The organism is Massilia varians, from assembly GCF_027923905.1.
Classification (GTDB): Bacteria; Pseudomonadota; Gammaproteobacteria; order Burkholderiales; family Burkholderiaceae_D; genus Telluria; species Telluria varians_B.
This window is the reverse complement of record NZ_AP026966.1, coordinates 3,835,994-3,857,199: the sequence shown is the minus strand read 5'-3', so window position 1 is coordinate 3,857,199 and position 21,206 is coordinate 3,835,994. Positions and strand designations below refer to the sequence as shown.

Annotated in this window: 13 protein-coding genes and 2 pseudogenes; 9 read left to right on the top strand and 6 right to left on the bottom strand. The window is 68.1% G+C overall.

Going from position 1 to position 21,206, the window contains the following annotated elements; genetic code table 11:
* Positions 1-47: 47 nt before the first annotated feature.
* Together MasN3_RS17310 and MasN3_RS17305 are read right to left on the bottom strand one after the other, a co-directional pair.
* A complete protein-coding gene (locus MasN3_RS17310) occupies positions 48-3,824 on the bottom strand; it encodes an AAA family ATPase (RefSeq protein ID WP_281908841.1) in 3,777 nt (1,258 codons plus the stop codon).
* Positions 3,821-5,074, bottom strand: coding sequence for an exonuclease SbcCD subunit D C-terminal domain-containing protein (locus MasN3_RS17305; protein WP_281908840.1), 1,254 nt, complete (start codon positions 5,072-5,074; stop codon positions 3,821-3,823). The genes MasN3_RS17310 and MasN3_RS17305 overlap by 4 nt, the downstream gene beginning before the upstream one ends.
* A 111-nt stretch (positions 5,075-5,185) precedes the next feature.
* Here MasN3_RS17305 and MasN3_RS17300 point away from each other — a divergent pair.
* The 6 genes and pseudogenes from MasN3_RS17300 to clpB all read left to right on the top strand — a co-directional run bounded on the left by MasN3_RS17300 (position 5,186) and on the right by clpB (position 13,516).
* Positions 5,186-6,432, top strand: a pseudogene (locus MasN3_RS17300) (winged helix-turn-helix domain-containing protein).
* Between the two features lie 222 nt (positions 6,433-6,654).
* On the top strand, positions 6,655-7,236 hold the full coding sequence (locus MasN3_RS17295; RefSeq protein WP_281908838.1) for a hypothetical protein: 582 nt from the start codon (positions 6,655-6,657) through the stop codon (positions 7,234-7,236).
* A gap of 78 nt (positions 7,237-7,314) precedes the next feature.
* The gene (locus tag MasN3_RS17290) at positions 7,315-9,948 is read left to right on the top strand and encodes a DUF349 domain-containing protein (protein ID WP_281908836.1); all 2,634 of its coding nucleotides are present in this window, start codon (positions 7,315-7,317) and stop codon (positions 9,946-9,948) included.
* A complete protein-coding gene (gene moaE, locus MasN3_RS17285; protein ID WP_281908834.1) occupies positions 9,945-10,439 on the top strand; it encodes a molybdopterin synthase catalytic subunit MoaE in 495 nt (164 codons plus the stop codon). Before MasN3_RS17290 ends, moaE begins: the two co-directional genes overlap by 4 nt.
* Positions 10,436-10,810 carry a fluoride efflux transporter CrcB gene (gene crcB, locus MasN3_RS17280; protein WP_281908832.1) on the top strand — a complete coding sequence of 125 codons (375 nt, stop codon included), beginning with the start codon at positions 10,436-10,438 and terminating at the stop codon, positions 10,808-10,810. The genes moaE and crcB overlap by 4 nt, the downstream gene beginning before the upstream one ends.
* Before the next feature lie 99 nt (positions 10,811-10,909).
* A complete protein-coding gene (gene clpB, locus MasN3_RS17275; protein WP_281908830.1) occupies positions 10,910-13,516 on the top strand; it encodes an ATP-dependent chaperone ClpB in 2,607 nt (868 codons plus the stop codon).
* 101 nt (positions 13,517-13,617) lie between these two features.
* Here clpB and MasN3_RS17270 read toward each other — a convergent pair.
* Both MasN3_RS17270 and MasN3_RS17265 read right to left on the bottom strand, forming a co-directional pair.
* Positions 13,618-13,803: pseudogene (locus MasN3_RS17270) on the bottom strand (PEP-CTERM sorting domain-containing protein); the annotation flags it as partial.
* Between the two features lie 556 nt (positions 13,804-14,359).
* Positions 14,360-15,070 (bottom strand): PEP-CTERM sorting domain-containing protein, encoded by a 711-nt coding sequence (locus MasN3_RS17265; RefSeq protein WP_281908828.1) that lies wholly within the window; start codon positions 15,068-15,070, stop codon positions 14,360-14,362.
* Positions 15,071-15,491: 421 nt separating this feature from the next.
* Between MasN3_RS17265 and aceA the strand changes: the two genes are divergently transcribed.
* The 3 genes from aceA to MasN3_RS17250 all read left to right on the top strand — a co-directional run bounded on the left by aceA (position 15,492) and on the right by MasN3_RS17250 (position 19,579).
* Positions 15,492-16,790 (top strand): isocitrate lyase, encoded by a 1,299-nt coding sequence (gene aceA, locus MasN3_RS17260; RefSeq protein ID WP_281908826.1) that lies wholly within the window; start codon positions 15,492-15,494, stop codon positions 16,788-16,790.
* A 146-nt stretch (positions 16,791-16,936) separates the two neighbouring features.
* Complete coding sequence (locus MasN3_RS17255) at positions 16,937-18,193, top strand: 23S rRNA (adenine(2030)-N(6))-methyltransferase RlmJ (RefSeq protein ID WP_281908825.1); 1,257 nt, start codon at positions 16,937-16,939, stop codon at positions 18,191-18,193.
* Positions 18,194-18,313: 120 nt separating this feature from the next.
* Positions 18,314-19,579 (top strand): EAL and HDOD domain-containing protein, encoded by a 1,266-nt coding sequence (locus MasN3_RS17250; protein WP_281908824.1) that lies wholly within the window; start codon positions 18,314-18,316, stop codon positions 19,577-19,579.
* 69 nt (positions 19,580-19,648) lie between these two features.
* Here MasN3_RS17250 and MasN3_RS17245 read toward each other — a convergent pair whose 3' ends face one another.
* Together MasN3_RS17245 and MasN3_RS17240 are read right to left on the bottom strand one after the other, a co-directional pair.
* Positions 19,649-20,398 (bottom strand): SAM-dependent methyltransferase, encoded by a 750-nt coding sequence (locus tag MasN3_RS17245; protein WP_281908823.1) that lies wholly within the window; start codon positions 20,396-20,398, stop codon positions 19,649-19,651.
* A gap of 22 nt (positions 20,399-20,420) precedes the next feature.
* Positions 20,421-21,035, bottom strand: coding sequence for a Maf-like protein (locus MasN3_RS17240; RefSeq protein ID WP_281908821.1), 615 nt, complete (start codon positions 21,033-21,035; stop codon positions 20,421-20,423).
* Positions 21,036-21,206: the final 171 nt, after the last annotated feature.

Below are 21,206 nucleotides of genomic sequence, written 5' to 3'. Positions count from 1 at the left end.
TCGTATGTGGGTTGCGGGAAGAGAGCGGCATTCTACACCCGCATCGCCTACTCGACCACGACCGCGCTGGAGCCGCCGCCCGCCGGACGCACCAGCACCTTGGTGGCGATGCGCTCGGTCATTTCCTGCACGTGCGAGATCACGCCCACCTTGCGGCCCAGCGATTGCAGCGCGTCCAGGGCATCCATCGCCACCCCCAGGGTGTCGGTGTCGAGGCTGCCGAAGCCCTCGTCGATGAACAGCGATTCGACCCGCACCCGGTTCGAGGACAGTGAGGCCAGGCCGAGCGCCAGGGCCAGCGACACCAGGAAGGATTCGCCGCCGGACAGGGAATTGACCGAGCGGACTTCGCCGCCCATGTCCTGGTCGCGCACCATGAGGGCCAGCGAGGGCGCGCCGTTGTGGCTGACGCGCTCGAGCCGGTAGCGCCGCGCCAGTTGCCCGAGGTGGGCATTGGCATAGCCGAGCAGCACGTCGAGCGTGAACTGCTGCGCGTAGTTGCGGAACTTCTTGCCGTCGCTGGAGCCGATCAGCTCGGACAGCTTGCCCCAGCGCTGTTCTTCGAGCTGCTGGCGCTCGATCTCGGCCAGCGTCGTCTGGGCCTGCACGCGCCGGGCGTCGTCCTGGCCGAGCCGCATGCGCAGTTCGGTGGCGAGGTCGTGGGCCGCACGGCGCTCGCTGGTGAGGGCGTCGACGGCGGCGGCCACGGTCTCGAGACTCAGGCCGCTTTCGGGCGCGCCTTCGGCGTGCAGCACGCGCTGGGCGCGGCGCTCCGCCAGCACCGCGGTGGCGCTGGCGCACTGGGCGTCGAGCGCACCCAGCGCGCTGCGTTCCTGCGCCAGCCAGGTGCCGCCGACCGCCAGCAGGCGGCCGAGTTCGGCAGAGTCCTCGACCGGATCGAGGCCCTTGACGAAGGCCGACTTGCGGTAGTCTTCCAGCCAGTCGGCCAGCGCCGCGGCGGCCCTGGCGCCGGCGGCGTCGAGCTGGGCGATGTGCCCGGTCAGCTGGGCCAGTGCGCTGCGGGCGCTGGCTTCGCGCTGCGCGGTCTCGGTGGCCACCGCCTGGCGGGCCGACAGATGATTGCGGGCGGCACCGACGGCGGCCTGCAGTGCCTGCTCCACTTCGGCGACCGGCCGGCCGTGCCACAGGGCGAGGCGCTGGTCGCGCTTGTCCTTCAGCTCGGCGTCGATGCGCTTGAACTCGGCGGCGACGCCGGCGCCGTGGCGATCGGCCTGGGCGATGCGATCGAGCGCGCCGGCCACCTCGGCCTCGAGCGTGGCAAGGGCGGCGCTGCTGCGCGTCTGCAGCTCGGTCTGCTGTTGCCATTGCGCGGCCTCTTGGGCGCGGCCTTCATGCCAGGCGTCGCCCTGGCGGCGCCAGGCATCCTGCCAGCCGTCGCCGCAGGCATGCGACAGGACCGGGTCGAGCTCGGCCAGCAAATGCGCCAGCTGGGCGGCGGCGGCATCGCGCTGGACCGTCGCGGCGCGCAACTCGGCCTGCAGGCGGGCGCCGGCCTCGCGCGCGCTATCGCGGGCCTGGCGCAGGCCGGCATGCTCCTGTTGCGCCTTGTCGTAGGCGGCCTGGGCGGCGTCGCGCGCCAGTGCCGCGCGGCGCAGGGCAGCGGCGCGGCCGTCCAGCGCCGCCGCGGCGGCGCGTAGCGCGTCGCGGGCATCGGCGAACCAGGCCTTGCGCACCGTATCGTCCTGGCCGTCGGCGGCCGGGACCTCGGCCGCCAGCGGCTGCGCGGCCCACTCCGCTTCGAGTTCGTCGAGCAGCTTGCGCAGGGTGGCGCGTTCGCGCTGCAGTCCGGCGAGCCGGTCGCCGGTGGCGGCCAGGGTGGCGGCCTGCGCCGCCTGCACGGCCTCGTTGTCGCGCAGGCGGCCCCGGCAGTCGCCGACCTCGGCGCGCAGGTTCGCCAGCATGGCGTGCAGCATGTCCTCGCGGCCAGCGTCGCGGTAGGGATGCTGGTGCGAGCCGCAGACCGGGCAGGGCGTCTCATCGTGCAAGGTCGCGCGCAATTGCTCCACGTTTGACGCGCAGGCCAGCTCCGCCGCGGCCAGCGACTTCTCGGCCTGCCGCAGCGCCGCCGCGAGGGCCGGCGCTGCGCCGCGTGCTTCCTCCAGCAGGCGGCCGGCGGCGGCGCGGGCCGTGTCCACCCGGTCGAGTTCGGCAGCGGTGTCGGCATGCTCCTGGCGTGTCGTGACCAGCGCCGTCCAGGCCTTCTCGGCGGCGCCCAGGCGCTCGCGGCGCGCGTCCAGGGCCTGGCGTTCGCTGTCGAGCGCCTGCGGGTCGACCGCGTCGAGGGCGGCCATCGCTTCGCGCCGCGCCGTGTCGAGGGCTTCGAGGCGCTCGCTGGCGCCGCTCAGCGCCAGGGCGGCGGCCTGCTCGTGCGCGGCGGCCTGCTGCGCCTGGACGGTCACCGCCGCCAGCGCGCTGGCGGCGCCGGCGTCGAGCGCGACCGACTGCGCGGCCTGGGTCAGCAGCTTGTCCCAGCGCGGCCACTGGGTCGCCATCGGTTCCAGCCGCGCGTGCAGCGCCAGCCAGCCGCCGGCGCGCTCGCGCTGGCCTTTCGCGCTGTCGTGTTCGGCCGCCTTGGCGGTGTGCACGGCGCGCGCCTGGCGCGCCTCGGCGCGGGCGCCTTCCAGTGCGGCCGCGGCCTGGCCGTGCGCGGGTGCGAGCGCGGCGATGGCGGCGTCGAGCGCCTTGGCGCTGTCGAGCTGTGGCGCCGAGGCACGCAAGGCGCTTTCGGCGGCATCGAGGGCGGACAGGGCGGCATCGACCTCGAGCGCCGCCTGGCGGCGCGCATCCAGCGCCGCCGCCAGCGCGCTTTCCAGCTTCCCGGTCGACTCGAGCGCCGCCTTGTGTTCTTCCTGCAGGCGCTGGACGTCCGTGACCAGCGGGCGGGCCGGCTGTACCGCGTCGAGGGTGGCCAGGCGCTGGCGCCGTCCGGCCGCCTCCTGCTGCGCGGCCTGGGCCCTGTCGAGGGCAGCCAGGGCCTGGGCTTCGCTCTGCTGGAGCTTGGCCGCTTCCTGGTGCCAGCGCAATTCGCCTTCGAGGGCGGCGCGGCGCGCATCGACCGCTTCCAGCGCCAGCTCGGCATTCACGCGCTCGGCTTCGAGCTTGTCGCGTTCGTCGGGCGGCATCGGCGCCTGGTTGGCCAGCCTGGCGGACAGGGTCCGGGTCCGCTCCTGCTCGGCCCGGTAGCGCTCGAAAGCGCGCCGCGAAATGTCGCTGTAGATCGTGGTGCCGGTGAGGGTTTCCAGCAGCTCGCCGCGTTCGTTCTCGTCGGTCTTGAGGAAGGCCGAGAACTCGTTCTGCGCCAGCAGCACGGCGCGCGTGAACTGTTCGAAGGACAGGCCGATGCGCTGCACGATTTCCAGCGTCACTTCGGTCTTGGTGCCGCCCAGCGGCGCCAGTTCGGGCAGCCGGTGCAGGGTCATCTTCGAGGGCTGCAGGGCGCCGCTCGGCTTGCCGTAGGCGCGGCGCACGCTCCAGCGCGCGCGGTAGCGGATGTCGTCGTTGCCGGCGAAGTCGACCTCGGCCCAGGCGTCGGCGGCGCCGCGCCGCAGCAGGGTGCGCGGGTCGAGCGCCGAGACGGTGTCGCCGCCGACGTCCGGCAACTGGCTGCCGGCGCGCTTGAGCAGGCGCGGGGTGGCGTCGTACAGCGCCAGGCACAGGGCGTCGAGCAGGGTGCTTTTTCCCGCGCCGGTGGGGCCGCTGATGGCGAACAGGCCGCTCGAGGCGAGCGGTTCGGCTTCGAAGTCGACCAGGAATTCGCCGGCCAGCGAAGCCAGGTTCTTGCCGCTGATGCGCAGGATCCTCATGCCGCGTCTCCACCCAGGGCCGTGGTGAGCTCGGCGAAAGCCGCCAGCTGCTCCGGCGGCGCCTCGTCGCCGTAGCGCTGCGCCCACAGGCGCCGGAAGATGTCGTCCGGCTGCAGCTGGGCCAGCTGGTCGAGGCTCAGGGCTTCCTCGGCCTGGTCGACGCTGGCGTGGCGGCGCGTCGGCTCGATCTTGGCCAGGCGCACCGGCTTGCCGGCGAGGGCCGCTTCGACGCGCGCGCGCAGGCCCGGCTCGGGACCTTCGAGCAGCACGCGCACCTCGAGGAAGGGCTGCTGCTGCGGTGGCGCGTCGGGAAGGGCGAGCGCTTCCAGCGCGGCCAGCACCTCGTCGATCGGCGCCGGCTGGCTTGGTACGCGCAGCAATTGCACCGCGCGCGGTACCGGCAGCGGCGTCACCGACCGGGTGCTCGCGCCGTCGAGCTCGACGAGCAGCACCTGGTGCTGGTAGCCGACTTCGGAGAAGGACAGCGGCAGCGGGCTGCCGCAATAGCGGCGGTGCTCATGGCCGCCGACCCGTTGCGCCAGATGGAGGTGGCCCAGGGCCACGTAGGCCACTTGCGGATCGAACATCGACGCCGGCAGGGCCTCGGTGCCGCCGATCACGATGCGGCGCTCGGAATCCTGGGACGACTGGCCGTCGACCATGTGGCAGTGCCCCATGGCGACGATCGCCTCGTTCCCGGTGCAGCGCGACCGGGCCAGCGCGAAGGCCTGGCGGTAGAGCAGGGCGGTGCCTTGCAGATAGGGGTCCAGCGCCGCCGATTCGTCTTCGGCCGCCACCCGCGGCACGTCGCCCGGGCGCAGGAAGGGAACCGCCAGGCACCATGCACCGACCGTCCCGTCGCGCCGGCGCAGCGGCACCAGGAGGCGCTCGAGATCGACGCTGCCGTCCGGGCTGCGTGCGACGTTGCCCACCACGATGGTGCCGTGCGCTTCCAGCAGCGGCGTGGGCGCTTCGAGCCGCCCGGGCGAATCGTGGTTGCCGGCGATGACCACCACCTGCAGATGCGGCACCTCCCTCCTTGCCTGCTGCAGGAAACGGTACAGCTGGCGGTGGGCGGCGGCCGACGGGTTGGCATTGTCAAAGATGTCGCCGGCAATGAGCAGCACGTCGATCTGCTGCGCCGCGAGCGTCGCCACCAACCAGTCGAGGAAGCACGCATGCTCGTAGCTGCGATCGAAGGTGTGCAGGGTCTGGCCCAGGTGCCAGTCGGAAGTATGGAGCAGCCGCATGGTTGGAATGGAAAGTCGGGTCGGCGCTCACTATAGCGCAGACTTCACGTGTCGCCCAAGGAAAGACTGTGTTTTTTTACAGTAGTATTGGTTTGCTATTAAAATAAGGACATGAGCGCGATCAAGCCGGATTTCGAACTTTCCTTAAGTGGCGCCCGGGCCCTGCACCTGGCGCAGGAGATGCTGGCGCCGCGGCGCCGCCGCGCAGCAAGCGCGACGTGCTGGCGGCGATCCGGCGCATGGGCATGCTCCAGATCGATACCATCAGCGTGGTCGCGCGCAGCCCCTACCTGGTGCTGTGGAGCCGGCTGGGCGACTATGACCCGGTCTGGCTCGACGAATTGCTGGCCGAGGGCCATCTGTTCGAATACTGGGCGCACGAGGCCTGCTTCCTGCCGATCGAAGATTACGGCCTGTACCGCCACCGCATGCTCGACCCGGAGGCCATGGGCTGGAAGTACTCCGCCAACTGGATGCGCGAACGCGCCGACCAGGTCGCAGCGCTGCTGGCGCACGTGCGCGAACAGGGGCCGGTGCGCTCGTCCGACTTCGAACGCAGCGAAGGCAAGGGCGGCGGCTGGTGGGAATGGAAGCCCGAGAAGCGCAGCCTGGAAGTACTGTTCACGGCGGGCGAACTGATGATCGCGCGCCGCCACAATTTCCAGCGCATTTACGACCTGGCCGAACGGGTGCACCCGACCTGGCACGACGCCCACCTGCCGGCGCTGGAGGACGTGCGCCGCGGCTTCGTGCTGCAGGCGGTGCGCGCGCTCGGACTGGCCCGGGCCGCGTGGATTCCCGACTACCACCGCACCCGGCGTCCGCACCCGGACCCCGCGGCGCTGGCGGAGCAGGGCCTGCTGCTGCGCGGGCGGGTCGAAGGATGGAACGATCCGGTCTACATCCACCCCGAGCATGCGCTGCTGGCGCGCCAGGCAATGGAAGGGCGGCTGGCGCCGCGCCTGACCACGCTGCTGTCGCCGTTCGACCCGATCGTCTGGGACCGGCGCCGCGCGCTCGAGCTGTTCGGCTTCGACTACCGGCTCGAATGCTATACCCCGGCGCCCAAACGGCGCTACGGTTACTTCACGCTGCCGATCCTGCGCCGCGGCGCGCTGGTCGGGCGGATCGATGCCAAGGCCCACCGCAAGGCCGGCGACTTCGAACTGCGCAGCGTGCACCTGGAGCCTGGCGTGCGCGTCAGCGAGCGCTTGGTGGATGACGTGGCCGCCGCTATACTGCGCTGCGCGCGCTGGCACGGATGCGCCCGGGTGCGGCTCAATCATGCCGTACCGGAAAGCTTCGGCATGCGGCTGACTGCAGCGCTCGCCGCTTCCGGAACCGTCGCGTTGCCGTAATCGTGCTTTGACATCGCAACAACTAAAAAGTCTCCAATGTCCACCGGTCGTCGCTTGCGCCACCTCAAACCCGAGTAGGGGCATCTCTCTACACTACGAGTTCCCTGAGGCCGGCCATAACAATAAAAGCTGCCGTCCACCCCGACAAAAACGCTTCCCCAGCCAAGACCCGCGGCCCGCGCCCGGCCCCGCCCTGGCGAAGCCATCCTGAGAGGAGACAAGATGCTGACTTCGACCTACACGCTGGTGACCCTGTCCATCGAACAAGCCAGCGCGCGCATCGGCCTGCAGTCCCTGCTGGAACGCTGGCAACCGGGCACCCGCCAGCATGCCATGCCGACCCGACGCGAGGTCAAGCTGGCCTGCGATGCCTTGCGGGTCGCCTTCGACAACTGCTACTGGCGCAAGCTCGACAAGTTCGTGGTGCCGGCCCTGCGCCGCGCTGGCGCGGGCGCCGAACTGCTGGGCGAGCTCGATGCCCTGACCCTGGCCGCGATCGAGGCGCGCGCCGACGCCCATGCGGCGGCGGCCGTGCACGACCCCGGCTTCGGCGCCGCCCTGGAACGCTGCTGCAGCCTGCTGCTCGAGCGCCTGGAGCGCGAGGAACGCGAGTTGTTCCCGCTGGCGCGCGTCCATGTGCCGAGCGAAGTCTGGTTTGCAATCGCCAACCAGATGCTGGTCCAGGATGCCTGGCAGAACGAGAACCGCGGCTATGGCACCGGCCAGGTCATGGCCGGCGCCATCGACGGCAATCCGTCCAGGCAAGGCGCGCTATCGTTCCTGCCGCGCTACGCCGCGCACTGAATGCATGAAACAAGGGCGCGTGGCGGGCGCCACGATGGTTGTTTGCTATGATGGGGGTTTTGGAAGTGCGATTTCATCATGTTCGAATTCCTTTTCAAGCGGCAGGGTGGCGACAAGCCGGCCGGCGCCACTGGTGACAAGCCGGGCAGCGCGCCGGTGGCCCGGGATGCCGGACCAGCCGCGCCGCCGGGTGGGCCATCGGCCGCCGGTGCACCGAGCCCGCGCGAGCAGCAGGCCGAACAGCTCAAGCAACTGAACGGCGACGAGCAAGCCGCGGTCGCCTTCATCCTTTCCTCCGAATTTTCCGAACTGCGCCTGGCTGCCGCCGAACTGGTCCACAGCCGGCCGCAGCTCGAGCGCGTGCATGCGGCGATGCGTAACCTGGATCGGCGCGTCGCCAAGCTGATGCAGGCGCGCCTGGACGCGATCCGCCACCATGACGCCGAGCTGCGCCGCGGCCAGGAAGCCCTGGCGCATGCCAGGGCACTGCGCGACGACGCGCTCCTGACGCCGAACCACGTTGCCGAACTCGACCGTAAATGGGCGCTCATCAGCGCGCCGGAACTGGCGCCGGAGTTCGATGCCGTCCGGAGCGAACTCGGCCAGCGCCTGGAACACCAGGTGCAGTTGCAGCGTGCCATGATCGACCGCCTGGCCGCGCTGCGCCAGCTCGAGTCGGGCGGCCTCGAGCCCGCCGCCTTTGCCGAACGCCTCGATGCGCTGTCGCGCGAGCAGGCCGCCGCCCTGGTGGCGCCGGGCCATGCGTCGCTGCCGCGCTCGCTGGTGGCGGAAGTCGTCACCGAGCAGGCGCGCCTGGCCGCCAGCCTGGCCACCCTGGAACAGGACCGCGCCGCGCTGGCCGCGCGCGAGGCCGCGCTCGCGCAGTGGCAGGCCCAGCCGATCGCGGAACTGAAGGCGGAGCTGCTGCGCAAGGAATGGCAGCGCCTGCCGGCCTTGCCCGCCAACGCACCGGGCGCACAACTGCAGGGACGCTTCGATGCGCTGCTGGCCAGCCTGCCGCAAGAGGCGCCCAGGCCAAAGCCGGAGCCGGCCAGGCCGGCCGCGGCGGCGCCATCCGCGCCGAAGCCGCCCAAGGCCCAGAACAAGGGCGCCGACCAGCACTTCCTGGACCGGCTCGATGCGATGGAAGCAGCCCTGCAGCAAGGCTCCCTCGGCACCGCCGCCGAGCTCGACAAGTCGCTCAAGGAAAGCAAGGACAAGGGCATGCGTCTCACGCCTGCCCAGGCCGAGCGCCTGAACCACGTGCGCGCCGAGCTCAAGCGCCTGTCCGACTGGGCGCGCTGGGGCGGCAACGTTTCGCGCGAAGAGCTCATCAAGCAGGTCGAGTCCTTGTCCGCGCAGAACCTGGCGATGGGCGAACTGGCCAAGAAGGTCGGCAGCATGCGCGAGCGCTGGAAGGCGCTCGACAGCCTGTCGGGCGCCGCGCCGCGCTCGCTGTGGGAACGCTTCGACGCCGCCTGCACGGCGGCCTATGCGCCGGCCGCCGCCCACTTCCGCCACCTGGCCGACGAGCGCCACGCCAACGCCGCGCGCGCCCAGGCCCTGGTCGACGAGGCCCAGGCCGAGATCGCACGCCTGGAATCCGGCGAGGCCGACTGGAAACACGTGTCCGGCACGGTGCAGCGCCTGCGCACCGCCTGGAGCCACCTGGGCGCGATCGACCGCAAGGACAAGAAGCGCCTCGACGGGCTGTTTTCCGAGGCGCTCAATACGCTCCAGCGCCCGCTGGAAGAACAGCGCAAGGGCGAGATGAGCGTGCGCGAGCAGCTGATCGACGAAGCGCTGGCGCTCGATCCGCACGACCGCCACGCCGTCGACGCCCTGCGCGATCTGCAGGCGCGCTGGCAGGAGCATGCGCGCGCGCTGCCGCTCGAGCGCAAGGCCGAGCAGGCGCTGTGGCAGCGCTTCCGCGCCGCCTGCGACGCGCTGTTCGCCAAGCGCAAGGAACATGCCCATGCGGCGGACGCCGAACGGCGCGCCCACGAAGCGGCCAAGGACGCATTGTGCGCGCGCCTCGAAGCCGCCGCGCCGGATGCCACCCCGGCCACCGCCAGCAAGCTGCTGCGCGAGGCGGCGGCCGAATGGGCCGCGATCGGACCGGTGCCGCGCGCCCACGAGGCGCGCATCGAGAAGCGCTACCACGCCGCCCTGGCCGCGGTGCAGCACCATGCCGACGTGGCGCGCCGCGCCGCCGGGCTGGCGCTGGCCGGCGCCGTGCGCGACAAGCTGCGCCTGATCCAGGCGCTGGAAAACGCCATCGTCAATCCCGACGCCCACACCAATCCTTCCGACTGGCGCGCGCGCTGGGACGCGCTGCTGCCGCTCGAAGGCGGATACGAAGCGGTGCTGCATGCCCGCTTCGAGGCCGCCCTGGGCGCCCTGGAAGGCGAGCGCAGCGGCTACGCGCGCCAGCTCGAAGCCAACCGCGAACAGCTGCTGCACGAGCTGCTGCGCCTGGAGATCGCGGCCGGCATCGACAGCGGCGCCGAGTTCGCGCGCGAGCGCCTCAAGCTGCAGGTCGAGGTGCTGCAAAGCTCGCTCAAGTCCGGCCACAGGACCGGACACGGCGCGGGGCAGGGCGCTAGCGCCAAGGGCTTGCACGAGCTGCTGGCCCTGCCGGCCCTGCTCGACGCCCGCACCGAGCTGCGCATCGAACAATTGTTGACGCGCTACGCGAAGGACGGCCGATGAATGTGCCGATGCGCACGCCCGATTCCGGCCACCTGACCGACATCCGCGTGCAGGAAGCGGATTTCGACCTGTCGCGCGAACTCGCCGCCCTGCGCGCCGGCGACGGCCGCGTGGGCGCCGTGGTGAGTTTTGTCGGCACCGTACGCGACCTGAACGAGGGCGCGGAGGTAGCGGAGATGGAGCTCGAGCACTATCCTGGCATGACGGAAAAGGCGCTTGGCGACATCGTGGCCCAGGCCAGGGCGCGCTGGCCGCTGCTGGGCGTGCTGGTCATCCACCGCGTGGGTCCCTTGAAACCGCTCGACCAGATCGTGCTGGTGGCGTGCGGCGCGGCGCACCGGGGCGAGGCCTTCGCCGCCTGCGAGTTCATCATGGACTACCTGAAGACCGACGCGCCGTTCTGGAAGAAGGAGCAGACGCCGGAAGGCGCGCGCTGGGTCGACGCCCGCGCCAGCGACGATTCCGCCAAGCGCAAGTGGGCTGAAGCTTGAGCTGGCTGGCGGTCGGTCTTGGTGCGGCGGTCGGCGCCTGGCTGCGCTGGGGACTGGGCCTCTGGCTGGGCAGCCTGCATGCCTACGTCCAGATCGGTACCCTGGCCGCCAACCTCGTAGGCGGCTACCTGGTCGGGCTGGCGCTGGGCTGTTTCACGGCCTACCCCGCCCTGGCGCCGGAATGGCGCCTGTTCGCCATCACCGGTTTCCTCGGCGGCCTGACCACCTTCTCCAGTTTCTCGGGTGAATCGGTGCTGCTGCTGCAGCGCGGCGAGTACGGCTGGGCACTGCTTCACACGCTGCTGCACCTGCTCGGCTCGATCCTGTTCTGCGTGGCCGGCTTCGCCACATGGCGCGCCCTGCGCGGCTAGCGCCGTTCTCTTGCATGGCGCGTCCATTGCACATCTTGAAAAGCGGACAGTGGCCCCTATCTTGCTCCTCAGTTAAGAACACCACTAGGGAGCAATATCATGCGGCAAGACAAACTGACGACCAAGCTCCAGGAAGCGCTGGCGGATGCCCAGAGCCTGGCGGTCGGCAACGATAACCAATACATCGATCCGGTCCACCTGCTGGTCGCCCTGCTGAACCAGGACGACGGCGGCGCCCGTTCACTGCTGCAGCGCGCCGGCGTCAACGTCGGCGGCCTGGGTAATGCGCTGAAGTCGGCGCTCGAACGCCTGCCCCAGGTCTCGGGCACCGGCGGCGACGTCCAGGTCTCGCGCGAGCTGGTGGCGCTGCTGAACCTGGCCGACCGTGAATCGCAGAAGCGCGGCGACCAGTTCCTGGCGTCCGAGATGGTCCTGCTGGCGCTCACCGAAGACAAGTCCGAGGCCGGCCGCCTGGCGCGCGAGCACGGCCTGGCGCGCAAGGCCCTGGAATCGGCCATCCTTGCCGTGCGCGGCGGCGAATCGGTGAATTCGCAGGATGCCGAAGGCCAGCGCGAAGCGCTGAAGAAATACACGCTCGACCTCACCGAGCGCGCCCGCATGGGCAAACTGGACCCCGTGATCGGCCGCGACGACGAGATCCGGCGCGCGATCCAGGTGCTGCAGCGCCGTTCCAAGAACAACCCGGTCCTGATCGGCGAGCCGGGCGTCGGCAAGACCGCCATCGTCGAAGGCCTGGCGCAGCGCATCGTCAATGGCGAAGTGCCCGATTCGCTCAAGGGCAAGCGCGTGCTCTCGCTCGACATGGCGGCGCTGCTGGCCGGCGCCAAGTACCGCGGCGAGTTCGAGGAACGCCTGAAATCCGTGCTGAAGGAGCTGGCCCAGGACGAGGGCCAGACCATCGTCTTCATCGACGAGATCCACACCATGGTCGGCGCCGGCAAGGCCGAAGGCGCGATGGACGCCGGCAACATGCTGAAACCCGCGCTGGCGCGCGGCGAATTGCACTGCGTCGGCGCCACCACCCTGGATGAGTACCGCAAGTACGTCGAGAAGGATGCCGCGCTGGAGCGCCGCTTCCAGAAGATCATGGTCGACGAGCCGAGCGTGGAGGCGACCATCGCCATCCTGCGCGGCCTGCAGGAAAAATACGAGCTGCACCACAAGGTCGAGATCACCGACCCGGCCATCATCGCCGCTGCCGAGCTCTCGCACCGCTACATCAGCGACCGCTTCCTGCCGGACAAGGCGATCGACCTGATCGACGAGGCGGCCTCCAAGATCAAGATCGAGATCGACTCCAAGCCGGAAGTCATGGACAAGCTCGAGCGCCGCCTGATCCAGCTGAAGATCGAGCGCGAAGCGGTGCGCAAGGAAACCGACGAAGCCTCGATGCGCCGTCTCGAGCTGATCGGCGAGGAGATCGCGCGCCTGGAACGCGAGTACAACGACTATGAAGAGATCCTCAAGTCGGAGAAAGCGGCGGTGCAGGGCACGGCGCACATCAAGGAAGAGATCGAGCGGGTCCGCCACCAGATCGAGGAAGCCAGGCGCCAGAGCGACTACAGCCGCATGTCCGAGCTGTCGTATGGCCGCCTGCCGGAACTCGAAGCCCAGCTCAAGAAGGCCGAGGAAGCCGCCGCCGGCGCCGACGGCGACGCCGACAAACCCAAGCTGCTGCGCACCCAGGTCGGCGCCGAGGAAATCGCCGAGGTGGTGGCGCGCGCGACCGGCATCCCGGTGTCGCGCATGATGCAGGGCGAGCGCGAAAAACTGCTGCACATCGAGGACGAGCTGCACAAGCGCGTGGTGGGCCAGGACGAGGCAATCGTCGCGGTGTCGGATGCGATCCGCCGCTCGCGCGCCGGCCTGTCCGACCCGAACCGCCCGTACGGCTCCTTCATGTTCCTGGGCCCGACCGGCGTCGGCAAGACCGAGCTGTGCAAGGCGCTGGCGGCCTTCCTGTTCGATACCGAGGACTCCCTGATCCGCATCGACATGAGCGAATTCATGGAGAAGCACTCGGTCGCCCGCCTGATCGGCGCGCCGCCGGGCTACGTCGGGTATGAAGAGGGCGGTTATCTCACCGAAGCGGTGCGCCGCAAGCCCTACAGCGTGATCCTGCTGGACGAGATCGAGAAGGCCCATCCGGACGTGTTCAACGTGTTGCTGCAGGCGCTCGACGACGGCCGCATGACCGACGGCCAGGGCCGCACGGTGGACTTCAAGAACACCGTCATCGTCATGACCTCGAACCTGGGGTCGAACAAGATCCAGTCGATGGACACCGATGAGCCGGGCGTGGTGAAGCTGGCCGTGATGGCCGAGGTGCGCGGCCACTTCCGCCCCGAGTTCATCAACCGCATCGACGAGATCGTGGTGTTCCACGCGCTCGACGAGAAGAACATCGGCGCGATCGCCAAGATCCAGCTGCAGGCCCTGGAGCAGCGCCTGGCCAAGATGGAGATGCAGCTGGACATCGACGACGAAGCCCTGCAGAAGATCGCGGAAGCCGGCTTCGACCCGATCTATGGCGCCCGGCCCCTGAAGCGCGCGATCCAGCAGCAGATCGAGAATCCGCTGTCGAAGGCGATCCTGTCGGGGCGCTTCGGGCCGAAGGACACGATCCCGGTGCGGGTGCGCGGCGGAAACCTCGTGTTCGGCGAACAGGTGGAGCTGGCCAAGTAAGGCTTGGCCTGCCGCCCCCGGCAACAACGGCGCGTCCCGCAAGGCACGCGCCGTTTTTTATCGCTTGAACCGGGGGGGCAAGCCCCCTTGCGCTTCCTGCGCGCCATCCAGCCCACCAGGCCCAGCCCGCCCAGCATCATCGCGTAGGTCTGCGCCTCCGGTACCGGCGCGATGGCCTGCGACAGCAGGCTGCCCACCTTGCGCTCGCCCTCGCCGAAGAAATTCACCTTCAGGTGCGGCGCTTCCAGGTCGGGCGCGCCGCCGTTGAAGCTGAACTGGAACACCATGTTGTCGGCCAGCGCCACGCGCTCGCCGGACAGGCACAGGCTGCGTCCCGCATGGGAGCCGCCGGCGCAGCCGTTCGCGTTCAGCTCGTTCGACGACAGGGTCCAGTTGGCCGCCATGCCGGGCGCCGACACCAGGCTCACGTCGGAGAAGCTGCCCAGGTTCTTGAGCTGGAGGGCGCCGATCGAGCTGGCCTCGAGCCAGTCGCCGGTGCGGTTGGCGGCGTCGATTTCCAGGGTCAGCAGCTTGCCGCTCCAGGTCGACGTGAAGGTCACGCCCTGGTAGGTGAGGGAAGCGGCCTGGCTGGAGGCGGCAACGCCGGCGCCGAGGGCCAGGATGGCCGCGGCCTTGGTAATGAAGGTCTTCAATTCAATCTCCTCGATGATATTGAATGACCGGACCTTCGCGTCAAGCGAACGGCCCGGACCCGCGTACGGATGAGCACGCGGGTCCAGACTATGCCGCTCGTATTGACCTTTCTATTAGGCGACTAACCAATGGCTGAGTTAGCGCAGCGGACCGCGGGAAGCGGTCCCTGGAGGAAGCTGGGGGAGGGGATCAGGCCTTGCGGCGGCGACGGCGCACCAGGCCCATCACGGCCAGACCGGCGCCGATGATGGCGAGCGATTGCGGCTCGGGCACCTCGCCCGACTGCTCGTCGGTCGGCATGACGACCGGCGTGTTGCCAGTGTCGGCGGCGCCGCCTTCCTGCATGGCGATGGGCGGCGGCGGCATCAGTACCGGATCGATCGCGGGCGGTGGCGTCGGCACGGGAGCCGGCGCCGGAGCGGGTGCGGGCGCCGCGACCGGCATGGTCTCGGCCTGCCATGGGAAATCCATCGACAGCAGGCTGCCGACCTTGGTGCCGCTGGCGTTGACGAAATGGACCTTCAGGTGCGGCGCGGCCAGGTTGGGTGTGCCCTCGAAAGTAAAGGTGAACAACATGTTGTCGGCGAGACCGATCGCGCCGCCGCTGTAGCACAGGCGGCTGCCTTCCGCTTTCCCCTTGCCCTTGCCGGCGCAGCCGGAGGCATTCAACTCCGCGCTCGACAGGTTCCATTCGGCGCCGGTCGGGCTGCTCATCTTCACGCTGCCGAAACTGCCGACCGTCTTGATCCCCAGGGCATCGATGGCGGTGGCGCCGGCCCAGCCGCCGCTGCGTCCGGCCGCGTCGATCTGCAGTGTCAGCACATTACCGGTATAGCTGGTCGTGAACACGACGCCATCTTGCTTGATCACGCCGGCGGATGCATTGCTGGCGGCAATCACGAGGAGGCTGCTGAGAACGGAGCGGATGAGGGGACGCACAATCACTTTCGATAGTTTGTTAAATTTTTTGACGAATCTGATGAATTGCATGACGTCATTACTAATTCATCTAGTCAATAAATACTTGCTCGAATTAATCATTAAATGCATCGATGCAACACGGTAGGATGTTCACCCGTATTTCACATCGTGAAATACACATTGCGCCTGACGAAATACGCAGCAAACCGGCTCAGGTCGTCCATTCCCATTCTGAGAAATTTTATTTCGTATCATGAAAATAAATATGTAAGTGGCTGAAATATATAGATAAAAAAATCTTTTGATGTCTTATATAAGAGTTGTTGTGCTACGCACAAACTGATCTATGATTTACCCAACGGATTCCTTCGCAACTTAGTCCTCAATCAGGAGAAACAGCATGGCAACTCGTGAACAACAGATCAGTGAACTCCAGCAAGACTGGGAAACCAATCCGCGCTGGAAAGGCGTGACGCGCAACTACACGGCTGCCGATGTGGTCCGCCTGCGCGGTTCGATCCAGGTCGAGCACACCCTGGCCAAGCGCGGCGCCGAAAAGCTGTGGAACCTGGTCAACGACGAACCCTATGTGAACGCACTGGGCGCCCTGACCGGCAACCAGGCCATGCAGCAGGTGAAGGCGGGCCTGAAGGCCATCTACCTGTCGGGCTGGCAGGTGGCGGGCGACGCCAACGTTGCCGGCGAAATGTATCCGGATCAATCGCTGTATCCGGCCAACTCGGTGCCGCTGGTGGTGCGCCGCATTAACAACACCTTCCAGCGCGCCGACCAGATCCAGTGGTCCGAGGGCAAGGACGACATCGATTATTTCGCGCCGATCGTGGCCGATGCCGAAGCCGGTTTCGGCGGCGTGCTGAACGCCTTCGAGCTGATGAAGTCCATGATCGATGCCGGCGCCGCCGGCGTGCACTTCGAGGACCAGCTGGCCTCGGTCAAGAAATGCGGCCACATGGGCGGCAAGGTGCTGGTGCCCACCCGTGAAGCCGTCGAGAAGCTCAACGCCGCGCGCCTGGCCGCCGACGTGATGGGCACCCCGACCCTGGTGATCGCCCGCACCGACGCCGAGGCCGCCGACCTGCTCACCTCGGACGTGGACGACAACGACAAGCCCTTCTGCACCGGCGAGCGCACCGTGGAAGGCTTCTTCAAGGTCAAGCCGGGCATCGAGCAGGCCATCTCGCGCGGCCTGGCCTACGCGCCCTTCGCTGACCTCGTGTGGTGCGAGACCGGCAAGCCGGACCTGAACTTCGCCAAGCAGTTCGCCGAAGCCATCCATGCGAAATTCCCGGGCAAGATGCTGGCCTATAACTGCTCGCCTTCGTTCAACTGGAAGAAGAACCTGGACGACGCCACCATCGCCAAGTTCCAGAAAGAGCTGGGCGCGATGGGCTACAAGTTCCAGTTCATCACCCTGGCCGGCTTCCATGCCCTGAACTACAGCATGTTCAACCTGGCGCACGGTTATGCCCGGCGCGGCATGTCGGCCTTCGTGGAGCTGCAGGAAAACGAGTTCGCCGCCGCCGAGAAGGGCTTCACCGCCGTCAAGCATCAGCGCGAAGTCGGCACTGGCTACTTCGACGCCGTGACCCAGACCATCCAGCAGAACCAGAGCTCGACCACCGCGCTGCACGGTTCGACCGAGGACGAGCAGTTCTTCGACGAAAAAAAGGTCGCTTGAACGCTTCCTGCACCACTTACCTCTAAGACTTTGCCGCAGCGCCCGCAAGGGCCTGCGGTTTTTTTTCGTGGGCCCAAGAAAGAGCGTTGTAGTGGATAATGGCGGCCATTGCACCGTTGTAAAACACTTCTCAGGAATTCCAGCTTATGTTGAGCTACCGCCACGCCTTCCACGCGGGTAATCACGCCGATGTCCTCAAACACTTCGTACAGGTGCAGCTGCACCTGTACATGAACCAGAAGGACGTCGCCTACACCTATATCGATACCCACTCCGGCGCCGGCGTGTATGCGCTCGACAGCTTCCAGGCCACCAAGACCGGCGAGTACGACACCGGCATCGGCCCCTTGTGGAACGCGACCGATGTCCCCGAGGCGCTCAAGCCCTATCTCGACCTGGTCAAGGGCATGAACCCGAGCGGCAAGATGCGCTACTACCCGGGTTCGCCCTACGTGGCCGACCAGATGTCGCGCCTCGACGACCGCCTGCGCCTGTTCGAGCTGCACCCGGCCGACGTCAAGATCCTGAACGAGAACTTCCGCAAGGCCGAGGCGCACAAGGCCGAGCAGGGCGAGCGCGCGCGCGGCAAGCGCGTCCTCATCGAGCACGGCGACGGCTTCCAGAGCCTGAAGAAACTGCTGCCGCCGCCTTCGCGCCGGGCGCTGGTGCTGGTCGACCCGCCCTATGAAGTCAAGGACGACTACAAGAAGGTGCGCGACGCGCTGGAAGAAGCCCTGGGCCGCTTCCCGAGCGGCATGTACGCGGTCTGGTATCCGGTCCTGCAGCGCATGGAGTCGCGCCAGTTCCCCGACCGGCTCAAGCGTTTGCCGGCCAAGGAATGGCTCAACGTGACCCTCACCGTGTCGACCCCGGGCCCGGACGGCATCGGACTGCACAGCAGCGGCATGTTCATCCTGAACCCGCCCTACACCCTGGAGCCGATGCTGCGCGAGACCATGCCCTGGCTGGTGCAGGCGCTGGGCAAGGATGCCGGCGCACGCTTCACCATCGAAACCGGCACCCAGCTGACCGGTGCGGCGTCTGGCCGCCTGGCCGGCGAAGGGCCACGCCTGCCTGTCGGCAATGCGCGCCGCGCCAGCCCGCTGTCCGGCAAGGGCAGCCTGCGCCTGCCGGGCGAGAAGATGGTGCGCGAAGGGGAAGCACCGGCGCCGGCCGCACCGAAAGCCGGCGCGCGCCGCGCCTGGCGCCCGGACGCCAACGTCCAGGGCAAGCCGCAGGCGGGCGGGCCCGGCGAGGGGCGGGCGCCAGGCAAGCGCCCGGCCGCCGCGCCAGGCGTCACGGGTGCACGCTTGGGAGCGCCGCGGGCGGATGGCGCGCGCACTGCCGGCCCGAGGCCGACTGGTGCGCGCACTGGTGGCGGCAAGGGCGGCGGCAAGCGCTGAGCCGCAAATTCGATATAAAAATGCTAATAGTGTCGGATTTGTAGTATAGTCGCCGAGACAGGCCTGCGCGCCTGTCCGGTGCGTTTATCCGCGCCGCAACAGTTTCCAGGAGTTTGTTCGATGCATGCCGAAGCAACGGCAGCGGCATCCGTGCCGTCCAACGATTTTTTTCTCGCACGTCAGCCTATCCTCGGCCGTGACCAGCATCTCGTGGCATTCGAGCTGCTGTTCCGTGCCGCCGGCGAGGACGACGATGCGAAACTGACCGACAACGCTGCGGCGACGGCGGCGGTGATTTCGCACGCCTCGCAACTGGGCATGGAGCAGGTGGTCGGCGAGCAGCTTGCCTTCGTCAATGTGGACGAGGTCGTCCTGATGAGCGACTTCGTACGCTTCCTGCCTCCGCATAAGGTTATCCTCGAAATCCTGGAAACCGTCAAGCCGACCCAGCAGCTGTTGGCGCGTGTTGCCGAATTGAAAGAACTCGGTTTCAAGTTCGCGGTCGACGACGTGGTCGAGCATTCGCCCGAGCTCGATCGCCTGGTCGGCCTGGTCGACGTCATCAAGGTCGACGTCAAGCTGGTGCCGCCGGAAGAGCTGAAGGACCTGGTGCGCTCGCTCAAGTCCACCGGCAAAAAATTATTGGCTGAAAAAGTCGAGACGCTGGACGAATTCAGGCTGTGCATGGAGCTCGGTTTCGAATACTTCCAGGGCTATTACTTTGCCCGCCCCGTGATCCTGTCGGGCAAGAAGATCACGCCTTCGGAAATGACCATCCTGCGCCTGCTCGAGCTGGTGAGCTCGGATGCGGACGCCCAGGTGATCGAAACCGCAGTCAAGCGCGACGCCCTGATCAGCCTGAACCTGCTGCGCCTGGTGAACAGCCGCGCCGCGCCGGGGCCGCAGATCGAATCGCTGTCGCAGGCCTTGCACCAGCTCGGGCGGCGCCAGCTGCAGCGCTGGCTGCAGATCCTGCTGTACACCACCGCGGGCGGGGTCGAGCTGGCCTCGCCGCTGCTGCAGCTGGCCACCACGCGCGGCAAGCTGCTCGAGCTGATGACCCTGGCCCGCTATCCGAACGACGCGGCCAGGGCCGACCGTGCCTTCACGGTGGGGATCATGTCGCTGGCCGATGCGCTGTTCTCGATCCAGATGCGCGACATCCTCGACAATGTCGAGGTGGCGGACGACGTGCGCGTGGCGCTGCTCGACCGCGAAGGGGAGTTCGGCACCATGCTGCGGGTGGCCGAGCTGCTCGAGGCGGCCGAGGGCGGGTGCAAGCTGTACAACGCGCTGCGCAGGCTGGGCCTGTCGGTGGCGCAGATCCGCGAGATCGAGCTGCAGGCGTTCGACTGGGTGCGCGAGCTGACCCACGAGGTGCACTGATTCGTAGCGTTGCCGACGTCGCCACAGCGCACGTCGGCGTTGCACGCGCGGACGGCAAAGCCGTCCACCCTACTGCGCCAGAAACAGGAACACAGTCGGCTTCTTGTGAAAATCCGGCCCCTTGCCAGCCGCCAGCGCCGCCTTCCACTTCGCGGCCGTCAGCGTGCGGACCGACTCGGTGGCCAGCGACAGGTCGGTTGCCACGCAAATCAGGGTGCCCGGCTGGCACGCGCTTACCAGGGCTTCCAGCATCTGTCCATTCCGGTACGGCGTCTCGATCAGGAGCTGGGTCTGCTTCTCGCTGCGCGAGCGCCCCTCCAGTTGCCCGATGCGCTTGCTGCGCTGGGAGGCGTCGGTTGGCAGATAGCCATTGAAGGCGAAGCTCTGGCCGTTCAGGCCGCTCGCCATCACCGCCAGCAGCAGCGAGGACGGTCCCACCAGCGGGCGCACGGCAATCCCGTGCTGGTGGGCCAGGCGCACCAGGTCGGCGCCGGGGTCGGCCACCGCCGGCACCCCCGCTTCCGACACCAGGCCCGCGTCGCGCCCCGCCAGCAGCGGCTGCAACAGTTGCGCGAGCGCGGCCGGCGGCGTGTTCACGTTCAGTTCGGCGATCTCGATTTCCTGCAAGGGCTTGGCCAGCGGATGGTCGATGGCAATCAGTTTCAGGAAGGCGCGCGCGGTCTTGGCGTTTTCGGCGACGAAGTAGTCGAGCCTGGAGGTCAGGGCCTGCACCTGGGTCGGCAGCAGGGCGGCCAGGGCGCCGGAGGACGCGTCGGTGGGGCCAAGGGTGTTCGGGATCAGGTAGAGGGTGCCGGGCATCGTTCAGAAAAAATAAGAGGTGTTACACGCCGAAGAAGGAAACGCCGGCGCGGCGCAGCATGCCGGTCAAGGCGATCAGGGGCAGGCCGGTGAGGGCGGTCGGGTCGCTCGACTCGATGCGTTCGAGCAGGGCGATGCCCAGGCCCTCGTTCTTGGCGCTGCCGGCGCAGTCGTAGGGCTGCTCGATGCGTAGGTAGGCGTCCAGCTCGGCATCGGGCAGGTCGCGGAAGTCGACGAAGACCTGCACATTCTCGACCTGGGCGGCGCTGTGCGGGTCGGTCACGCGGCTGTCCCACAGGCACAGGGCGGTATGGAACACGACGCGGCGTCCGCGCATCAGCTGCAATTGCGCCAGCGCGCGCGCATGGTCGCCTGGTTTGCCGATCTGCATGCCGTCAAGCGTCGCCACCTGGTCGGAGCCGATCACCAGCGCTCCCGGCGCCAGGGCGGCGACCGCAGCCGCTTTTTCGCGCGCCAGGCGCAGGGCGGTGTCCTGTGGCGCCTCGCCTGCATGGGGCGTTTCGTCGATGTCGGGGGCGATGGCCTCGAAGGGCAGCTGGAGGCGCGACAGCAGCTCGCGGCGATAAGCGGAACTGGAGGCGAGAATGAGGCGCGAAGGTGCCGAACTTGGTATCATTGCGGTCTGGCGAATAAGGAAAACTATAAGCTAAGCTTATAGACAATATATCTCCAACAAGTAAACCCGATAAATCATATCGGGCACAACGCACGCTGCTCAAAAACGACGTAAGTCTTTGACTCTGCGGGGAGAAGCCTGCTATTATCGCAGGTTTTCCGGGGAAGTTTT

Excerpts from the sequence above, each read along its gene's own strand:
- MasN3_RS17310 (WP_281908841.1), bottom strand. The coding sequence starts at position 3,824 with ATGAGGATCCTGCGCATCAGCGGCAAGAACCTGGCTTCGCTGGCCGGC.
- MasN3_RS17305 (WP_281908840.1), bottom strand. The coding sequence starts at position 5,074 with ATGCGGCTGCTCCATACTTCCGACTGGCACCTGGGCCAGACCCTGCAC.
- MasN3_RS17295 (WP_281908838.1), top strand. The coding sequence starts at position 6,655 with ATGCTGACTTCGACCTACACGCTGGTGACCCTGTCCATCGAACAAGCC.
- MasN3_RS17290 (WP_281908836.1), top strand. The coding sequence starts at position 7,315 with ATGTTCGAATTCCTTTTCAAGCGGCAGGGTGGCGACAAGCCGGCCGGC.
- moaE (WP_281908834.1), top strand. The coding sequence starts at position 9,945 with ATGAATGTGCCGATGCGCACGCCCGATTCCGGCCACCTGACCGACATC.
- clpB (WP_281908830.1), top strand. The coding sequence starts at position 10,910 with ATGCGGCAAGACAAACTGACGACCAAGCTCCAGGAAGCGCTGGCGGAT.
- aceA (WP_281908826.1), top strand. The coding sequence starts at position 15,492 with ATGGCAACTCGTGAACAACAGATCAGTGAACTCCAGCAAGACTGGGAA.
- MasN3_RS17255 (WP_281908825.1), top strand. The coding sequence starts at position 16,937 with ATGTTGAGCTACCGCCACGCCTTCCACGCGGGTAATCACGCCGATGTC.
- MasN3_RS17250 (WP_281908824.1), top strand. The coding sequence starts at position 18,314 with ATGCATGCCGAAGCAACGGCAGCGGCATCCGTGCCGTCCAACGATTTT.
- MasN3_RS17245 (WP_281908823.1), bottom strand. The coding sequence starts at position 20,398 with ATGCCCGGCACCCTCTACCTGATCCCGAACACCCTTGGCCCCACCGAC.
- MasN3_RS17240 (WP_281908821.1), bottom strand. The coding sequence starts at position 21,035 with ATGATACCAAGTTCGGCACCTTCGCGCCTCATTCTCGCCTCCAGTTCC.